This is a genomic window from Ruegeria sp. BB6, assembly GCF_056539385.1.
The window spans coordinates 18419-37774 of record NZ_JBQFUW010000008.1 but is presented as its reverse complement, the minus strand read 5'-3'; the positions used below and the strand labels follow the sequence as shown (position 1 = coordinate 37774).

Below are 19356 nucleotides of genomic sequence, written 5' to 3'. Positions count from 1 at the left end.
TCCTTGGGGTTTCCGTTGCAATTTGTCATTTCGTATATGTATAAATATTTAAAGTCTACACAAATTGGGATACTGATGTCGATCCACGCCAAAACTGCCTTATTAGGCTCTGAATGGGTCCACGATCTTTGGGTCAAGGTCGAGCATGGCCAGATAACGCAGATACAAACCGGGGTCGGGGCCAAGTCAGATGACATGCGCGTGGATGTCCTGCTGCCAGCCTTGGCCAACCTGCACAGCCATGCGTTCCAAAGGGCCATGGCGGGCATGACCGAAGTGCGCGCAGCCGGGCGCGAGAGCTTTTGGACGTGGCGCACGTTGATGTACCGCTTTCTGGACAGGCTGAACCCAAAGCAGGTTCAGGCCATCGCAGCCCTGGTCTTCATGGAGATGCAGGAGGCCGGATACGCGTCGATGGGTGAGTTTCACTATGTCCACCATCAACCCGGAGGGCAGCCCTACAACACGCTTTCCGAACTCAGCCAGCGCATCTTTGCTGCCGCAAGTCAGACCGGCATCGGGTTGACCCATCTGCCGGTGCTATACACCTATGGCGGCGTGCGGCAGGAGCCTCTGACCGGTGGGCAATTGCGATTTGGCAACTCGGCAGATCGGTTTCTAACGCTGGTTGAAGAGTGCCAAAAGGCTCTGCCCCATTCGGATTCTGTAATCGGGGTCGCTCCCCACTCCCTGCGCGCGACCACGGCGCAGGACATTCAGACCGCACTCGACGCGCGACCAAGCGGTCCTGTGCATATGCACATCGCTGAACAGATGCAGGAGGTCGCCGACGTCGAAGCCGCCCTTGGCGACCGTCCCGTTGGCTGGCTGCTCAGCAACTTTGACGTGGATAGCCGTTGGTGCCTGATCCATGCGACGCACATGACCAACGCGGAAACGCAGCGGTTGGCGCAGTCCAAAGCCGTGGCTGGGTTGTGCCCGATCACCGAGGCCAACCTTGGGGACGGTATCTTCAACGGGGCGGAGTTCATCAGCAATGGTGGGCGGTTTGGCATCGGATCAGACTCTAATATTAGGATTTCACTACCCGAGGAGCTTCGGATGCTGGAGTATTCGCAACGCCTCCGCGACCGGGCGCGCACCATTATGGTTTCGCCGGAAGGATCGGTTGGCCATGCTCTTTATACCGGTGCAGCCACTGGCGGCGCACAGGCGCTGGGGCGTAACAGCGGGGAAATCGCGGTGGGCAAAATAGCCGACCTTGTCGCCATCGACCGCACCCACCCGACGTTGTGCGCCTTGCGTGACGATCAGGTGCTGGACGGTCTGTGTTTTGCAGCCCCGGATGGGTTGGTGACAGACCTCTGGTCGGCTGGACGCCATATGGTGCGACAAGGGCGACACATTCATCGTGAACAGATCATCCCAGCGTACCGGGCAGCGATTGCGGAACTGCTGAGCGAACTCTAAGACAAGGCACCAAAGCCGAGGCCACATGACCCAACCCACCGAAAACACCAGTTACAAAGACATCAAGAAGACCGTTCTGGCACGTATTCGGTCCGGTGAGTGGCAGCCGGATTCGCTGCTGCCGAATGAGTCAGCGCTTGCCGCCGAATTCTCGTGCACCCGCACCACCGTCAACCGGGCGCTTAGGGAACTGGCCGAAGAAGGATATCTGGAACGCCGCCGCAAAGCCGGAACGCGAGTCCTGAGCGCACCGCAACGTCAGGCGCGGTTCACCATCCCCATGGTCCGAGACGAGGTTGAGGCGTTGGGCGGGACCTATCGCTATGCGCTGGTGTCCTGCGATCAGAAAACGGCCCCCGACTGGCTGGCCGCGCGGCTTGCCCTATCGCCGGGTCAGGACGTCGTGCATGTGCGCTGCATGCACTATTCGGGCAACACGCCTTTTCAGTACGAAGATCGCTGGATCGTCACCGACAGCGTGCCGCAGGTGAAGCAGGCGGATTTCTCAGAGATCGGGCCGAATGAATGGCTGATCCAAACCGTGCCTTTCACCAATGTGGAACTGACCTTTCTGGCCAGCCGCGCAAATGCAGCTCTGGCTGACTTTCTGGATGTCGCCGAAGGTGAGCCGGTTTTCACTGGCGAACGTATCACATGGCTTGAGGGGCAGCCTGTAACCTTTGCCAAGATGTATTTTGCCGCCGGGTACCGCATGACCACTCAGTTCTGAGAGGTTCTGGGTTTTCGCAATTTTGACTTTACCGCCCCCGCATTCCAAGCCAGATTCAGAACCGGACAATCCGGCATAAGGACTGATGGCATGGGCAACCCGCTCTATGATCGCTTGTTTGGCATTCACGCGGGAAAAGACACCCCGTTCCTGCAGATGCCAGATGGTCAGACGCTAACCCATGCCGCGTTTCTGCACATGGCGGCGCGGATCGCGAACGCACTGACCGGATACGGCCTGGAACCCGGCGACCGAGTGGCCGTTCAGGTAGAAAAGTCGCCCGAAGCCTTAGCTGTCTATGCGGCATGTGCGCAAACCGGGTTGGTCTTTCTGCCGCTCAACACGGGGTACACGGTTGGCGAGCTGACTTATTTTATCGAAAACAGCGGCGCGGCACTGGTCCTTTGTGATCCCCGGACCGAAGCGGATCTTGCGCCAATCGCCCAAGCGCAGAATGCGCGGCTTGAAACTCTGAGCGCTGACGGCAAAGGCAGCCTCATGCGGCGGGCACTTGGCATGTTGCCCGCCTTTGAACCGGTTCGGCGGACCGAGGATGACTTGGCGGCTTTCCTTTATACCTCGGGCACCACTGGGAGGTCCAAGGGGGCGATGCTGTCGCAGGCCAACCTGCTGTCCAATGCCGACACTTTGGTGCAGGAGTGGCGTTTCACCCGCGACGATGTGCTTTTGCATGCGCTACCGATCTTTCACACACACGGGCTGTTTGTGGCGACAAATGTGGCGCTGGCCTCGGGCGGGTCGATGATCTTTCTGCCAAAATTCGATCTGGACGACGTGCTGCGCCTGATGCCGCAGGCCACATCCATGATGGGCGTCCCGACCTTTTACACGCGCCTGCTGGCGGATGATCGTTTTACCGGCGATCTGGCGCAGCACATGCGGCTGTTCATATCAGGTTCGGCCCCGCTGCTTGCAGAAACGCATGAGAGGTTCGAGGCCCGCACCGGCCATCGCATCCTTGAACGCTATGGCATGACCGAAACCAACATGAACACATCCAACCCCTATGACGGGGAACGCCGAGCCGGAACAGTTGGCTTTCCCCTGCCGGATGTCGAGCTCAAGGTCACCGATCCGGAAACCGGGGTCGAGCGTCCTCAGGGTGAAATCGGAATGATCGAGGTGCGCGGCCCCAATGTATTTCAGGGCTATTGGGGCATGCCGGAAAAGACAGCCGCCGAATTGCGCAAGGACGGGTTCTTTATCACCGGTGATCTCGGACATGTAGACGCGGATGGCTACGTTCATATCGTCGGACGCGGCAAAGACCTGATCATTTCGGGCGGGTACAACATCTATCCCAAAGAGGTTGAGCTGGTGCTGGATGATCAACCCGGCGTGCTGGAAAGTGCCGTAATTGGCGTGCCGCACCCGGATTTTGGTGAAACCGTTCTGGGCATTCTGGTGCCGGAACCCGGCCAAACGCCCGACATCGCGTTGGTTGAGGCCAATGTGCAGAAAGCATTGGCCCGTTTCAAACATCCGCGCAAGCTGATCGTGCTGGACGAACTGCCCCGCAATACGATGGGCAAAGTTCAGAAAAACATCCTGCGGGACAGGTATCAGGACCTGTTTACACAGGCATAAGCGGCACCCGCCCGCGATCCGTCAATCGCCAGCACTGCTGCCCTTGGAAAACGGCCGATGTCAACGCGCGACCGTACCCTGCACCCGTATCCAGATTGACCCGATTGCCGCAATGTTCGGCCTGATCCACTGGCGTATGCCCATGTACGATCAGCCACGGATGCGCTCTCTTATCCTCAAGAAATTCGTGCCGAATCCAAACCAGATCATTCTCGGACTGCTTGTCCAGTGGCACACCGGGACGAATTCCGGCATGAACGAACAGCAGGTCATCTTCCACGTGGTAATGCGGCAGCGCATTGATGAAATCCAGATGCGCCTGTGGCACCGCGTGACGCGCGCGTTCATGGACTTGATAAATGCGATCTGTGTCCTCGACCGTGACCCCGTAAGAGGCCAACGTCTCGCGCCCGCCCAGACGCGGATGCAACCAGCTAAGCGTGATCGGCAGATGCGTGTCGGCGATCTCGGCCGCCTGAACGAACCGCGCCATCATCCTGTCGTGGTTCCCCTTGATCATCACCCAGTTCCGCCCCGCGCGCTGCCCCTCGATCAAAAGGTCCAGTACGCCGCGACTGTTCGGTCCCCGGTCCACATAGTCGCCAAGGAATACGACACGCGCATCGGGGCCGCCATCTTCCTCGATCCGCGAAAGCGCGGCGTGCAGCATATCAAGCTGCCCGTGGATATCTCCTATCGCGTAGATTGGGGTCATCACTGCCTCGCCTTTCTTATGGGTCATGCGATTGTGACCCATTCAGGTAAACGCAAAAAGACAATGCCCGCGCTTTTGGGCGCGGGCATCAAGTTGGTCGTCATTCAGAGCCGTTTAAGCAACATCGAACTGCAACGGCTTGATCTGGGTGAACAGACCGGTTTCTGCCAGCTTTGCGCGCGCGTCGGCCGGGACGGGTTCATCCACATACAGCAGCGCGATCGCTTCTCCGCCCGCTTCGGTCCGACCAAGGGTGAAGTTGGCAATGTTGACGTCGCTCTCTCCCAGCGTCTGGCCCAGTGCACCGATAATGCCCGGCACGTCTTCGTTGGTGGTGTAGAGCATATGCGCACCCACTTCGGCGTCGATATTGATGCCTTTGATCTGGATGAAGCGCGGTTTGCCGTCGCTGAAAACAGTTCCGCCGATGGACCGCTCGCGCTTTTCCGTAACGACGGTCACCTTGATGTACCCCTCGAACGCGCCCGATTTGTCCTGATTGGTGGTCGAGATCTTGATCCCGCGTTCCTTGGCGACAACCGGGGCCGAGACCATGTTCACCTCGGGATTGAATTTCTTCATGATCCCCGCCACGACCGAGCAGTTCAGGGCCGCGAGGTTCATTTCAGCCGCGACACCGTCATAAAGGATGTTGATCGCCTTGATCGGTTCATCCGTCATCTGACCGATGAAGCTGCCCAGATGTCCGGCCAGCTTGATCCACGGCCCCATGACCTTGGCTTCCTCAGCCGTTACGCTGGGCATGTTCAGCGCGTTTTCCACGGCTCCGGTCAGCAGATAGTTCGAGATCTGCTCGGCCACCTGCAGCGCCACGTTTTCCTGGGCTTCGGTCGTTGCCGCGCCAAGGTGAGGCGTGCAGACCACGTTGGGCAAGTTGAACAGGGCGTTTTCCTTGGCCGGTTCTTCGCTGAACACGTCGAATGCCGCGCCAGCGACATGACCCGATTGCAGCAGCTCGGCCAACGCGTCCTCATCGACCAGACCGCCACGGGCACAGTTCACGATGCGAACGCCCTTCTTGGTCTTGGCCAGGTTCTCACGGCTGAGGACATTGCGGGTCTGGTCGGTCAGCGGCACGTGCAGCGTGATGAAATCAGCCCGCGCGAGCAATTCATCCAGCTCGACCTTTTCGATACCCATCTTGGCGGCTTTCTCCTCGCCCAGATAAGGGTCATAGGCGACCACTTTCATTTTCAGACCCAGCGCACGCTCGCAGACGATCCCGCCGATATTGCCCGCGCCGATGACGCCAAGGGTCTTGTTGGTCAGCTCGATCCCCATGAATTTCGACTTTTCCCACTTGCCCGCATGGGTCGAGGTGCTGGCCTCGGGGATTTGCCGCGCCACGGCGAACATCATCGCAATCGCGTGTTCGGCGGTGGTGATCATGTTGCCGAACGGCGTGTTCATCACGATCACGCCCTTCTTGGACGCCGCTTCCTTATCGACATTGTCGGTGCCGATCCCGGCACGACCGATAACTTTCAGATTGTCGGCTTTTTCCAGCAGGGTCGGCGTGACCTTGGTGGCCGAACGGATGGCAAGGCCGTCATACTGACCGATCACCTCGGCCAGTTTGTCCTTGTCCTTGCCCAGATCGGGCATGAAATCCACATCAATGCCGCGATCGCGGAAGATCTGCACGGCGGTTTCGCTGAGCTTGTCAGATACGAGTACTTTGGGGGCCATATTCTCTGGTCCTTGAATTGTATGGAGGGTCCGGGCCGGATGCGGCCCGGTAAAATATCAAGCAGCTTCGGTTTGCGCCGCGATCTCGGCTTCAAAAGCCCAGGCCAACCACGGCAGCATCGCCTCAACGTCCGAGGTCTCGACCGTGCCGCCGCACCAGATGCGCAGGCCGGCAGGGGCATCGCGATAGGCTCCGATATCCAGCGCGATGTTCTCGGCCTCCAGCCGTTTGGCCACGGCTTTGGCGAATGTCGCACCATCTTGAATACGCGGATCGGTGAATTTCAGGCAAACGGACGTATTCGACTGAGTCGCTGCATCCTCGGCCAGGTTTGCGATCCAGTCATTCTGATCGCAGAACGCGTGCACCGCACCCGCATTGGCATCGGCCCGGGCGATCAGTCCTTGGAGGCCGCCAACCGAGCGCGCCCAGTCCAGCGCGAACAGGTAATCCTCAACCGCCAGCATCGAGGGCGTGTTGATCGTGGCCCCGGTAAAGATACCGTCGATCAGCTTGCCGCCCTTGGTCAGGCGGAAAATCTTGGGCAGCGGCCATGCGGGGGTGTAGCTTTCCAGCCGCTCCACCGCGCGGGGGCTGAGGATCAGCATCCCGTGGGCCGCTTCGCCGCCCAGCACTTTCTGCCAGCTAAAGGTGGTTACATCCAGCTTGTCCCACGGCAGGTCCATCGCAAAGGCGGCCGAGGTCGCATCACAGATCGTCAGACCCTGACGGTCATCCGCGATCCAGTCGCCATTGGGAACCCGCACGCCCGAAGTCGTGCCGTTCCACGTAAACACCACGTCATTGGCAAAATCGATCGAGGCCAGATCAACGATCTGCCCGTAGTCGGCAGTCTTCACCTCGGCGTCGATCTTCAGTTGCTTGACCACATCGGTGACCCAGCCTGCACCGAAGCTTTCCCAAGCCAGCATCTCGACCTTGCGTTCGCCCAGCAGCGACCACAACGCCATCTCGACCGCGCCAGTGTCCGACGCGGGAACGATGCCGATCTTGTAATCAGCCGGAATACCCAGCACCTCGCGCGTGCCTTCGATGGCCGCCTTCAGCTTGTCCTTGCCAACAGCGGCACGGTGCGACCGGCCCAATGCGGCATCGGCCAGCTTGCTCAGATCAAATGTGGGGGGTTTGGCGCAGGGGCCCGAGGAAAAACGCGGATTTGCCGGCCGCGTGACCGGTTGTTCGATAGTCATCTGTATTATCCTTCCAGATACACGCCCCTCGTTGGGGAGGGGTGTCCCACCGCCACTCCTAGAAACCCTGCCGCGATGCAGCAAGTAGAAAAGACACTTCATTGCCGAAAAACGACACGTCTGCGGACATAAAACGCGGTCAAAAGTTTCCGATAGGCGTCGGCTGCGAGGCCATTTGCCGACTCGCCGCTGGCAATTGACTGTTTTTTAGGCACTCTGCTCGTGGCTTCAACGGATTGCCCTCTGATCTCTTGTGATCAGACGAAGGGCCGGTGAAAAGGTGCCATGCCTGACACCCTGACCATTGTAGTCGTAGAAGAAGACCGCGAACGTGCAATCGCTATCGTAGATGCCCTCAAAGCGTCCGGCGCATATGATGTGCATGTCATCGGGAACGTATCGCGCCTTGCGCGCAAGATCGCGGCTCTGACGCCGGATGTGGTGCTGATCGACATCGACAACCCGACCCGAGATATGCTCGAGGAACTCACGCTGGCTTCTGGCCCGCTAGAGCGACCGGTGGCAATGTTCGTCTCGGGCGCGGCGGGCGATCTGGCATCAACGGCGATTGAGGCCGGACTTTCGGCCTACGTCGTGGACGGGATGCAGCCTGACCGATTGAAACCTGTTCTGGACGCTGCCATCGCCCGGTTCCAGATCGTGCGTCAGATGCGTCGGGAACTGGCCGAGACCAAGCGCGCGCTGGAAGAACGAAAGGTGATAGACCGCGCCAAGGGTCTGCTGATGAAGGCGCGCGGGGTCGAAGAAGAAGAAGCCTATGCCCTGCTGCGCAAGGCCGCTATGGATCAAGGCCGCCGGGTGGCAGACGTGGCCGAGGCTCTGGTCACCGCATCGGGGTTGCTGTCATGAATGCTGTTACACTCCCCGTTGCCTACGTCCCGCTGGTAGATGCAGCGCCCCTGATCGTTGCTCACGAAATGGGGCTGGCCCGAGCGGAAGGGATCGAGCTGGAATTGATTGCCGCGCCGTCTTGGTCATCCGTCCGGGACATGCTGGCGTTTGGGCGCGTGGATGCCGCGCATTTGCTTTCCCCTGTTCCTGTGGCGATGGCCTTGGGGCTGGGCGGGGTGACACAGCCTCTGTCCGCTGTTTCGGTCCTGTCGGTCAATGGTGACGTCATCGGCATCAGCCGCGCTCTGGAAAACCGCCTGCGGGAAACCGGCTATGATTTCGACTTCCACGACCCGTTCAAGGCCGCCGCTGCGCTGGCCTCGGTAACCGACCGTCCTTTGGTCTTTGGTGTGCCATTTCCCTTTTCCCTGCATGTCGAGTTGCTGCACTGCTGGATCGAAGCCACCGATTTGTCCCGCGTCGGCATAGAGGTGCGCACGATTCCCCCGCCATTGATGGCTCAGGCGCTGGCCGAAGGCGATGTTGACGCGTTCTGCGTGGGCGAACCGTGGGGCTCGGTCGCCGTGGAATCCCAAGCGGGTGCTCTATTGCTGCCGGGTCAGGCGATATGGGCCTTTGCGCCGGAAAAAGTGCTGGCCGTTCGCACCGAATGGGCAGACACGGAACCCCATTTGCTAGGCAAGCTGATGCGCGCGGTGTGGCGCGCCGGCCGCTGGCTGCACCGCCCGGGCAGCAACACCGCCGCCGCCGAGATTCTGGCGCGTGACACTTATCTGAACCTGTCCTCTGAACTTATCGACCGCGCATTGTCGGGTCGTTTCACGATTTCAGGACAGGCCGAACAGCGCGAGGTTCCCGGATTCGTCGAGTTCCACGATGGAGCTGCGAACTTTCCGTGGCGTAGCCAAGCCAAGTGGATCGCCCAGCGCCTGGCACAGCGGTACAATCTTGATCCGCACATGGCGCTGGCGCAGGCGGGCAGTGTTTTTCGCAGCGATATTTATCGAAGTCAGCTTGCTGGAATCGGTGCCGATCTGCCCGGTGCGTCAGAAAAGCTGGAGGGCGCGATTCGGGAAACGACCCCCGTGGCGTCGCATAACGGGCAATTGTCGTTGAAGCCGGATGCTTTTTTGGATGGGCGCATTTTTGATCCGCAGGACATCTGATGCACAAAAATTATGCAATGCCCTGCACCAGATGGTGCAAACGCAGAATTTGACGCCGCGTCGCAGCAAATGCACTTGAACTGAACCGCCCGGTTTCGCACCCTGCCTCCATCGGTACGCAATGGCGTGTACCCTTAGAATTCCTCCCAAAGATTGGGAACGACTGAGCAGAGCCGCTCACTCTCTGGCCCCTCCTCCCGGCCAGAGCGTGCAGCGGCTTTTTGTTTTTTACCCCCCTCCCGGATGACCGGGACCAACAGAAAAGGGACAGACCCACATGAAGCGATTCCTCGCTGGCCTTGTCGCCACCACCGCCCTGATCAGCCCAGCCCTGGCCGAGACGCTGGAACTGGAGAAAGACGAACTGACCTTCGGCTTCATCAAACTGACCGACATGGCTCCGCTGGCCGTAGCCTATGAGAACGGCTATTTCCTCGAAGAGGGTCTGTTCGTGACACTGGAAGCGCAGGCCAACTGGAAAGTGCTGCTGGACGGCGTGATCGACGGGCAACTGGACGGTGCGCATATGCTGGCCGGTCAGCCTCTGGCCGCGACCATCGGCTACGGCACCGAAGCGCATATCGTCACCCCTTTCTCGATGGACCTGAACGGCAACGGCATCACGGTCTCGAACGAGATCTGGGAAGAAATGAAGCCGAACATCCCCACCATGGATGACGGCCGCCCGCAGCACCCGATCTCGGCCGAGGCTCTGGCCCCGGTGGTCGAGAAGTACAAGTCCGAAGGCAAGCCCTTCAACATGGGCATGGTTTTCCCCGTTTCGACCCACAACTATGAACTGCGCTACTGGCTGGCGGCGGGCGGCCTGCATCCGGGGTATTACAGCCCCGAGAATGTAACAGGCCAGATCGGTGCGGACGTGTTCTTGTCGGTAACCCCTCCGCCACAGATGCCTGCAACGCTGGAAGCGGGCACCATCTATGGGTACTGCGTGGGTGAACCGTGGAACCAGCAAGCCGTGTTCAAGGGCATCGGCGTTCCGGTCATCACCGACTATGAACTTTGGAAGAACAACCCGGAAAAAGTCTTCGGCATCACCGCTGAATTCGCCGAGGAATATCCGAACACGACGCGCGCTGTGACCAAAGCTCTGATCCGTGCTGCGATCTGGCTGGACGAAAACGACAACGCCAACCGCCCTGCCGCGGTCGAAATGCTGAGCCAGCCGGAATATGTGGGTGCCGATTACGACGTGATCGCGAACTCGATGACCGGAACGTTTGAATATGAAAAGGGCGACAAGCGCGAAGTGCCCGACTTCAACGTGTTCTTCCGTTACAACGCGACTTACCCGTTCTATTCGGACGCCATCTGGTACCTGACCCAGATGCGCCGCTGGGGTCAGATCGCCGAGCCGCAGACCGACGCATGGTATGATGAAGTCGCCAAATCGGTCTATCGCCCCGACATCTATTTGGACGCCGCCCGCATGCTGGTGGACGAAGGTCTGGCGAACGAGGCCGACTTCCCCTGGGACAGCGATGGCTACAAGGCTCCGACGCCCGCCGAAGATATCATCGACGGCATCCCCTATGACGCACGCCAACCCAACGCCTATCTGCAAAGCCTGCCGATTGGCCTGAAAGGCGAGCAGGTCGTCGTAGGCACCGAAGTTCAGGGCTAACTCCCCTCGCTCCCCGGCTCTGCGTGGTCGGGGGGGCACCAATCCCAATACAGAATTCCACCCCCGCCCGGCGCCATGTGTCCGGGCCAGGAGACCGCAAGATGACAGCAATCGACCACGATACGCTATCCAACGAGGCCGAACGCGAAGCCCGCAAAGCGCGCCTTTTCACCCGGATAAACGCCGCCGACAAATGGTTCCAGGTTCTGGGCCTCGCCTGGATCACACCTATTCTAAGGGCAACCGCAGGCGACAACCCCCGCGCACAAATGGGCGAAATCTGGCGTCTGCTGGCGGTGCCGCTACTGGCCATCTGCGCCTTTTTGCTGCTCTGGGGCACACTTGCGCCCAAGGTACAGACCTCGTTGGGCGCGGTCCCCGGACCGGCACAAGTCTGGGACGAAGCTGTCAGCCTGCATCAGGACGCGCAGGCCAAGGCCGCCAAAAAAGCCAAGTTCGAGGCGATGGTTGAAAAGCGCAACCAAAAGCTGATCGAAGCGGGTCAGGCGGATAAGGTCAAGAATGTCGCCTATACCGGCGCGCCGAGCTATTACAACCAAATCTGGACCTCGATCAAAACGGTCTTCTTCGGCTTTCTGATCGCGACCATCGTCGCCGTTCCGCTTGGCATCGCTGCCGGTCTGTCGCCCACGGCGAATGCTGCGCTGAACCCGCTGATCCAGATTTTCAAACCCGTTTCGCCACTGGCCTGGCTGCCGATCGTGACCATGATCGTCTCGGCCGTTTACGTAACCAACGACGGCTGGTTCGCGAAATCCTTCCTGATCTCGGCCATCACGGTGACGCTGTGTTCGCTGTGGCCGACGCTGATCAACACCTCGCTGGGTGTGGCGTCGATCGACAAGGATCTGGTGAACGTGTCCAAAGTTCTGAAAATGAACACCTACACCAAGATCACCAAGCTGGTGCTGCCTTCCGCCCTGCCGCTGATCTTTACCGGTCTGCGCCTGTCGCTGGGTGTCGGCTGGATGGTTCTGATCGCGGCCGAGATGCTGGCGCAGAACCCCGGTCTGGGCAAATTCGTCTGGGATGAGTTCCAGAACGGCTCGTCCAGCTCGCTGGCCAAAATCATGGTGGCTGTCTTCACCATCGGCATCATCGGCTTCCTGCTGGACCGGGTGATGTACGCGCTGCAGTCGCTGTTCACATTCTCGAACAACCGGTGACCGATATGGCTGTGATCGACTTCAAGAATGTCAGCAAATCCTTCGGGACCGGCACCGCCGCGACGGATGTGCTGAAAGACATCAACCTCTCGGTTCAGGAAGGTGAGTTCGTGGTTTTGCTGGGCTTTTCCGGCACAGGCAAGACCACGCTGATCAACCTGATGGCGGGGATCGAGTTCCCGTCGAAAGGCACTGTCACCTACCGCGAGAAACCCATCACTGGCCCCGCTCCCGAGCGGGGGGTGATCTTCCAGAACTACTCGCTGATGCCTTGGCTGACGGTGACGGGCAATGTGCGGCTGGCCGTGGACGCGGTCTTCCCCAAGATGCCCAAGGCCGAGAAAGAGGAAAAGGTTGCCCATTTCATCAAGATGGTCGGCCTGAGCCACGCCGCCGCCCGCCGCCCTGCCGAACTGTCGGGCGGGATGCGCCAACGGGTGAACGTGGCCCGCGCGCTGGCGATGGACCCCGAGGTTCTACTGTTGGACGAGCCGCTTTCGGCCCTGGACGCGCTGACCCGTGGCAATCTGGCGGAAGAGATCGAAAAAATCTGGGAGGCCGACCGCAAGACCTGTGTCCTGATCACCAATGACGTGGACGAGGCGATCCTGCTGGCCGACCGCATCATCCCGCTGAACCCCGATGGCACGCTTGGGACCGAGTTCAAGGTCTCGATCCCCCGCCCGCGCGATCGTTCCGCCATGAACCATGACGAGACGTTCAAGGCACTGCGTGGTGAGGTTACGAAATACCTGATGGACGTAGGTATCGAGGCCAAAGTCGAAGGCACCAAGACCCTACCCGACGTGACCCCGATCCACGGCATCCCCAATGCGCTGAAAGAGGCGCAGGAGGGCTTGATCGAGGAGCGTTATCTGGACTTCAGCCAGTTGCACAAGGTCTACCCCACACCCAAAGGCCCGCTGACCGTGGTCGAGGACTTTAACCTGAAACTCAACCGGGGTGAGTTCATCTCGCTGATCGGTCACTCGGGTTGCGGCAAGTCCACGGTTCTGACCATGGCCGCAGGTCTTAACGGAATCTCGAAAGGCGCGATCAAACTGGATGGCCGCCACGTCGAAGGCGCAGACCCCGAACGCGCGGTTGTATTCCAGTCGCCCTCGCTGTTCCCATGGTTGACCGCCAAGGAAAACGTCTCGGTCGGTGTAGACCGCGTCTATCCGCGTGCAAGCCAGGCGGAACGGCAGGATGTGGTTGAATACTATCTGGAACGGGTCGGCCTGGCCGACGCGATGGACAAATCCGCGGCCGAGCTTTCAAACGGGATGCGTCAGCGTGTCGGCATTGCCCGCGCCTTTGCCCTGTCTCCGAAGCTGCTGCTGCTGGATGAACCCTTCGGGATGCTCGACAGTCTCACCCGGTGGGAGCTGCAAGAGGTTCTGATGGAGGTCTGGTCACGTACCAAAGTCACCACCATCTGCGTCACGCATGATGTGGACGAGGCGATCCTTCTGGCTGACCGCGTGGTGATGATGACCAACGGTCCGCAGGCCACGATCGGCAAGATTACCAATGTCGATCTGCCCCGCCCGCGCACCCGAAAGGCGCTGTTGGCCCATCCCGATTACTACGAATACCGGCAAGAAGTGTTGGATTTCCTCGAGGAATACGAGCACGGGGCCAAACCCAAGCCCAAAAGCCCTGCCCCCAACGCCATTGCCGCGGAGTGAATGACATGAAACAGAAACTTGTGGTTATTGGCGCAGGTATGGCCTCGGGCCGGGTGCTGGAGCACCTGACCGACGCCGCCCCCGATGCCTTTGACATTACCCTGTTCAACGCCGAGCCGCGCGGAAACTACAACCGCATCATGCTCAGCCCGGTTCTGGCCGGCGATCAGACTTACGAAGACATCGTGACCCATGACGACGATTGGTATGCCGAGCGAGGTATCACTTGTCGGTTTGGCGAGAAGGTCGTCAAGATCGATCGCGATCTGAAGGTCGTCGAAGGTGAAAACGGTCATGTGCCCTATGACAAACTGATCTTCGGCACCGGCTCGAACCCGTTCATGATCCCGATGCCGGGGCATGATCTGGACGGCGTGATCGCCTATCGCGATCTGGAAGACACCGAACAGATGATGGGTATGGGCGCAGGCAACAAGGTCGTCGTGATCGGCGGCGGCTTGCTGGGCCTTGAGGCCGCCGCAGGCATGGCCGCGCGTGGGGCTGACGTGACCGTGGTACATATCATGGGCCACCTGATGGAGCGTCAGCTTGACCCCGCCGCGGGTTATCTGCTGAAGAAATCGCTGGAAGAAAAAGGCATCACCGTTCTGCTGAATGCCAAATCGACCGAAATCGCGGGCAAGGATGGCAAGGCGAGGGCGCTGTTGCTGGACGACGGCACCGAGCTTCCCTGTGACCTGCTGGTGATGGCTGTGGGCATCCGCCCCAACATCGCGCTGGCGCAGGAAACCGGTCTGGCGGTTGGGCGCGGCATCCATGTGGACGATCAGATGATCACCTCGGACGCCGACATCTATGCCGTTGGCGAATGCGTCGAACATCAGGGCGAAATTTTCGGCCTTGTCGCGCCGCTCTACGATCAGGCCAAGGTGCTGGCACAGACTCTGCTAGGTGACGAGGCCGCGTTTAAACAGCGCTCCTTGTCGACCAAACTGAAAGTCACCGGCTGTGATCTGTTCAGCGCAGGGGACTTTGCCGAAGGTGACACCCGCGAGGACATCGTGTTCCGCGACCCGGCCCGAGGTGTCTACAAGCGGCTGGTTCTGGAAAACGACAAGCTGGTCGGTGCGGTCATGTATGGTGACACCGCCGACAGCAACTGGTTCTTCGGCCTGATCCGCGACGCCGAGGACGTGTCCGAGATGCGCGAGACGCTGATCTTTGGCCCGGCCTATCAGGGGGGCGGCTCTGCGGACCCTCTCTCAGCCGTTGCAGCATTGCCGCCTGAGGCGGAAATCTGTGGCTGCAACGGCGTTTGCAAATCCGACATCACCACCGCAATCGAAGGCGGCGCAACCGATCTGGGCGCGATCCGCGCAACCACCAAGGCCAGCGCCTCCTGCGGGACATGCACTGGACTGGTCGAGCAATTGCTGCAGGTCACACTGGGCGACGACTTCCAGATGCCCACCGCGCAGCCCATCTGCGGCTGCTGCGACCTGACCCACGAAGACGTCCGCCGCCTGATCAAATCGCAAGAGCTGAAAAGCCAAGAGGCCGTCTGGCAGGAGCTGGGCTGGAAAACCCTCAACGGCTGCCATGTCTGCCGCCCGGCGGTGAACTACTACCTGCTGGCGGATTGGCCGGTTGAATATCAGGACGACCCGCAAAGCCGCTTCGTCAACGAACGCAAACACGCCAACATCCAAAAGGACGGCACGTTCAGCGTCGTGCCCCGCATGTGGGGCGGCATCACCAACCCCGCGGAACTGCGTGCCATCGCAGACGCAGCCGAGAAGTACGATGTTCCCACGGTCAAAGTCACCGGCGGTCAGCGTATCGACCTGCTGGGCGTGAAAGGCGCAGACCTGCCCTATATCTGGTCCGATCTGAACAAGGCCGGGCTGGTCTCGGGTCACGCCTATTCCAAGGGTCTGCGCACGGTTAAAACCTGTGTCGGCACCGATCATTGCCGGTTCGGGACACAGGACAGCACCGGGCTGGGCGTGAAGCTCGAGAAGATCCTCTGGGGCTCGTGGACGCCGCACAAGCTAAAGCTGGCGGTCTCGGGCTGCCCGCGTAACTGCGCCGAGGCGACCTGCAAGGATATCGGGGTGGTCTGTGTCGACAGCGGCTATCAGATCAGCATCGGCGGCGCGGCCGGCATGGACGTCAAGGAAACCGAGCTACTGGTTCAGGTGCCAACCGAGGACGAGGCAATCGAGGTCGTCGTGGCCGTCACCCAAGCCTATCGTGAGGGTGGCAAGTATCTGGACCGCCTGTATAAATGGATGGCGAAGGTCGGCCTCGACTGGATCAAGGAAACTGTGGTGGACGATCTGGACAACCGCCGTGCGCTGGTTGAACGGTTTGAACTCAGCCAATCCATCTACCGCAAAGACCCGTGGGCAGAGCACGCCAAAGAAGCCCAGCGCTTTGCGCCCATCGCTGATCTGACACTGGAGGCCGCAGAATGAGCTGGATCGACATTGGACATATCGACGACATCCCCCTGCGCGGCGCGCGCGTGGTGAAAACGCCCGTTGGGTGTATCGCCTTGTTCCGCACGGCTGAGGATGAAGTCTTTGCCGCCTCGGACACCTGCCCGCACAAGGGTGGTCCCCTGTCCGAAGGCATCGTGCATGGCCAGTCGGTCACCTGCCCGCTGCATAACTGGGTGTTCGACCTGAACTCTGGTCAGGCGCAGGGCGCGGATGAGGGTCAAATTGCCACTTATCCGGTGCAGCTGGACGGCGAGCGTGTCTTGCTGGACAGCGCCTCGCTTGAGCGAAGGAGCGCCGCGTGAAAGACCTCGGTTCCTGCGCGACCCGCTCGACCTGCCCCTATTGCGGAGTCGGATGCGGCGTCCTGTTGCAACAGGACCACGCAGGCGGTTTGACAGTCACCGGCGACCCCGAGCACCCTGCCAACTTAGGTCGGTTGTGCTCCAAGGGGTCGGCTTTGGCCGAAACTGTCGGGCTGTCCCAACGTCTGCTTTCTCCGATGGTGTCGGGGCAAGAAACAGGGTGGGACGATGCGCTGGACCTTGTCGCGAACCGGTTTCGAGAAACCGTTGCCGAACACGGACCTGACTCGGTGGCATTTTATGTTTCGGGTCAGTTGCTGACCGAAGACTACTATGTCGCCAACAAGCTGATGAAAGGGTTCATCGGCTCGGCCAATATCGACACCAATTCGCGGTTATGCATGGCCTCGACTGTTGCAGGGCACAAGCGCGCATTTGGCACCGACACTGTGCCAGGCACTTATGAGGATCTGGACGAGGCTGATCTGGTGGTTCTGGTCGGGTCCAATCTGGCATGGTGCCACCCGGTTCTGTATCAGCGTCTGATGGCAGCACGGCAGTCACGCGGGACCAAGATCATTGTAATCGACCCGCGCCGGACCGCCTCTTGCGACAGCGCCGATCTGCACCTGCCGCTGGCAGCGGGCAGCGACGTGGCGCTGTTCAATCACCTGCTGACACAGATTGACGCGCGTGGACTGGTCGATACCGACTTTGTGAAGCATACCAACGGTATTCGCGAGGCTCTGGACAGCGCGCTGGCCGACGATGTCTCGGTCACGGGATTGAAGCCTGAAGATATCGCCAAATTCTGCGATCTGTGGATCGGCACCGAAAAGGTCGTCACGATCTTCAGTCAGGGCGTGAACCAGTCGACCGCAGGCAGTGACAAGGTCAACGCGATCCTCAACTGTCATTTGGCCACGGGGCGCATCGGCAAACCGGGCTGCGGGCCGTTGTCGGTCACGGGTCAGCCAAACGCCATGGGCGGGCGCGAGGTTGGTGGGCTTGCCAATATGCTTGCCTGCCATCTGGATATCGAAAATGCCGACCATCGCGCCGCCGTGCGTGAATTCTGGTCCGCGCCGCACATGCCCGAGGTTCAGGGTTTGAAAGCGGTTGATATGTTCCGTGCCGTTGGTGACGGTCGGATCAAGGCATTGTGGGTGATTCACACGAATCCGGTTGTCTCGATGCCCGACGCCGACGCCGTTCGGGACGCAATTGCCGCCTGCCCGTTTACCGTAGTTTCCGACATCACAGCCCGATCCGACACGGCGCGGTTGGCTGATGTTCTGCTGCCAGCCGCTGCTTGGGCCGAGAAGGATGGCACTGTCACCAACTCTGACCGCACCATCAGCCGTCAGCGTTCGGTGTTGCCCAAGCCCGGTCAGGCCCGCGCCGATTGGGACATCCTGGCCGAAGTTGGACGCCGGATGGGATGGAAATCTGCGTTCGACTATCAGTCTCCCAGAGAGATATTCCTTGAATATGCCGCCCTGTCTGGCGTCGCCGCGCGCTTTGGGCGGGACTTTGATATCTCGGGCCTCGCCGATCTGGATGCGACCGGATATGACGTGTTGAAGCCCACCCGCTGGCCGTTCACTGCCGCGCGGCAAGGCGGCCGGTTTTTTGCCGATGGTCAGTTCTTCCATCCAGACGGCAAAGCCCGTGTGCTACCTGTCTCTTGGCGTCCGCCTGCCGCCAGAACCGAGCCTCGATACCCGTTCTGGCTCAACACTGGGCGGTTGCGGGATCAGTGGCACACAATGACACGCACGGGATTGTCTTCGCGCCTGTCCGCGCATTTGCCCGAGCCATTTCTGGATATTCACCCAGATGATGCCCAAAGCACCGGTATCCGCCCTGCCGATCTGGTCGAGGTGCTCAGCCCGCAAGGGACGGCCATTCTGCGCGTCAGGATCAGCAACAGCGTGACACAAGGACAGGTTTTTGCGCCGATTCACTGGACCGGAGAAACCGCGCCTTCAGCCCGGATTGACACCGTAGTTGCCGCCGCAACAGACCCGGTTTCGGGCCAACCTGAAAGCAAGGCATCAGTGGTGAATGTCACCCGATTTGCAGCCAGATGGTATGGGTTTGCGGTCTCGGATCGTGAGATGACCCCCTCTTGCGAGTACTGGGCGCAAACGCCGACGAAATCCGGGTATCGCGCTGAACTGGCGGGCTTGCAAATGGCGGACGATTGGCAAGCCGCCGCACGCGAACTGTTCCGGCTGCCAAACGCGGAAATCACAGCGGTTGAAGACCCCGCCCGAGGTGTCGCGAGGCTGGCGTTCCGCGAAAAAGGTCAGTTGGTTGCGGCTTTGTTTGTCTCGCCGGAACCCGTCGCCGTGATGCGCGACTATCTGGCGACTCTGCCGCAAGTTCCCGATCTTTTGTCCGGTCGCGCCCCAGCCGATATGCCCGACCCTGGCCCAGTGCTGTGTTCCTGTTTTGATGTGGGCGTGAACACCATCCTGACAGCCATCGAGTCGAAAGGATTGTTGAGCGTCGAAGCCATTGGCGAGGCACTTCAGGCCGGGACCAACTGCGGATCGTGCCGCCCCGAACTGGCGGCACTTCTGGCGTCTGCACAACAGAAGGAAGCCGCGGAATAA

14 protein-coding genes are annotated in these 19356 nt (G+C 60.1%); 11 read left to right on the top strand and 3 right to left on the bottom strand.

Going from position 1 to position 19356, the window contains the following annotated elements:
• Nucleotides 1-72: 72 nt before the first annotated feature.
• The 3 genes from ACR0B7_RS16905 (at nucleotide 73) to ACR0B7_RS16895 (ending at nucleotide 3769) form a co-directional block, all read left to right on the top strand.
• Nucleotides 73-1431, top strand: a complete 1359-nt coding sequence (locus ACR0B7_RS16905; protein WP_480682120.1) for a formimidoylglutamate deiminase — start codon at nucleotides 73-75, stop codon at nucleotides 1429-1431.
• A 25-nt stretch (nucleotides 1432-1456) separates the two neighbouring features.
• Nucleotides 1457-2161, top strand: coding sequence for a GntR family transcriptional regulator (locus tag ACR0B7_RS16900; protein WP_170485827.1), 705 nt, complete (start codon nucleotides 1457-1459; stop codon nucleotides 2159-2161).
• Between the two features lie 90 nt (nucleotides 2162-2251).
• Nucleotides 2252-3769, top strand: a complete 1518-nt coding sequence (locus ACR0B7_RS16895; protein ID WP_170576923.1) for a malonate--CoA ligase — start codon at nucleotides 2252-2254, stop codon at nucleotides 3767-3769.
• On the opposite strand, the gene ACR0B7_RS16890 is transcribed toward ACR0B7_RS16895, so the two are convergent.
• From ACR0B7_RS16890 to ACR0B7_RS16880, 3 genes are all read right to left on the bottom strand, one after another.
• A complete protein-coding gene (locus tag ACR0B7_RS16890) occupies nucleotides 3756-4511 on the bottom strand; it encodes a metallophosphoesterase family protein (RefSeq protein ID WP_170485829.1) in 756 nt (251 codons plus the stop codon). The genes ACR0B7_RS16895 and ACR0B7_RS16890 overlap by 14 nt on opposite strands.
• Before the next feature lie 87 nt (nucleotides 4512-4598).
• Complete coding sequence (gene serA / locus ACR0B7_RS16885; protein WP_170485830.1) at nucleotides 4599-6194, bottom strand: phosphoglycerate dehydrogenase; 1596 nt, start codon at nucleotides 6192-6194, stop codon at nucleotides 4599-4601.
• A gap of 57 nt (nucleotides 6195-6251) precedes the next feature.
• On the bottom strand, nucleotides 6252-7406 hold the full coding sequence (locus tag ACR0B7_RS16880) for a phosphoserine transaminase (RefSeq protein ID WP_170570821.1): 1155 nt from the start codon (nucleotides 7404-7406) through the stop codon (nucleotides 6252-6254).
• Between the two features lie 285 nt (nucleotides 7407-7691).
• On the opposite strand from ACR0B7_RS16880, the gene ACR0B7_RS16875 reads away from it, so the two are divergent.
• The 8 genes from ACR0B7_RS16875 (at nucleotide 7692) to ACR0B7_RS16840 (ending at nucleotide 19356) form a co-directional block, all read left to right on the top strand.
• Complete coding sequence (locus ACR0B7_RS16875; RefSeq protein WP_170576924.1) at nucleotides 7692-8276, top strand: ANTAR domain-containing protein; 585 nt, start codon at nucleotides 7692-7694, stop codon at nucleotides 8274-8276.
• Entirely contained in the window at nucleotides 8273-9445 is a 1173-nt protein-coding gene (locus ACR0B7_RS16870; RefSeq protein WP_170388852.1) for a CmpA/NrtA family ABC transporter substrate-binding protein, read from the top strand. The genes ACR0B7_RS16875 and ACR0B7_RS16870 overlap by 4 nt, the downstream gene beginning before the upstream one ends.
• Nucleotides 9446-9722: 277 nt before the next feature.
• Nucleotides 9723-11090 carry a CmpA/NrtA family ABC transporter substrate-binding protein gene (locus ACR0B7_RS16865; protein WP_170485832.1) on the top strand — a complete coding sequence of 456 codons (1368 nt, stop codon included), beginning with the start codon at nucleotides 9723-9725 and terminating at the stop codon, nucleotides 11088-11090.
• A gap of 101 nt (nucleotides 11091-11191) precedes the next feature.
• Nucleotides 11192-12277, top strand: a complete 1086-nt coding sequence (locus tag ACR0B7_RS16860; protein WP_170388854.1) for an ABC transporter permease — start codon at nucleotides 11192-11194, stop codon at nucleotides 12275-12277.
• Between the two features lie 5 nt (nucleotides 12278-12282).
• Nucleotides 12283-13968 carry an ABC transporter ATP-binding protein gene (locus ACR0B7_RS16855; protein ID WP_170567354.1) on the top strand — a complete coding sequence of 562 codons (1686 nt, stop codon included), beginning with the start codon at nucleotides 12283-12285 and terminating at the stop codon, nucleotides 13966-13968.
• A gap of 5 nt (nucleotides 13969-13973) precedes the next feature.
• Nucleotides 13974-16406, top strand: coding sequence for a nitrite reductase large subunit NirB (gene nirB, locus ACR0B7_RS16850; protein WP_170576925.1), 2433 nt, complete (start codon nucleotides 13974-13976; stop codon nucleotides 16404-16406).
• On the top strand, nucleotides 16403-16735 hold the full coding sequence (gene nirD / locus ACR0B7_RS16845) for a nitrite reductase small subunit NirD (protein ID WP_170485836.1): 333 nt from the start codon (nucleotides 16403-16405) through the stop codon (nucleotides 16733-16735). Before nirB ends, nirD begins: the two co-directional genes overlap by 4 nt.
• A complete protein-coding gene (locus tag ACR0B7_RS16840; protein ID WP_170485837.1) occupies nucleotides 16732-19356 on the top strand; it encodes a nitrate reductase in 2625 nt (874 codons plus the stop codon). Before nirD ends, ACR0B7_RS16840 begins: the two co-directional genes overlap by 4 nt.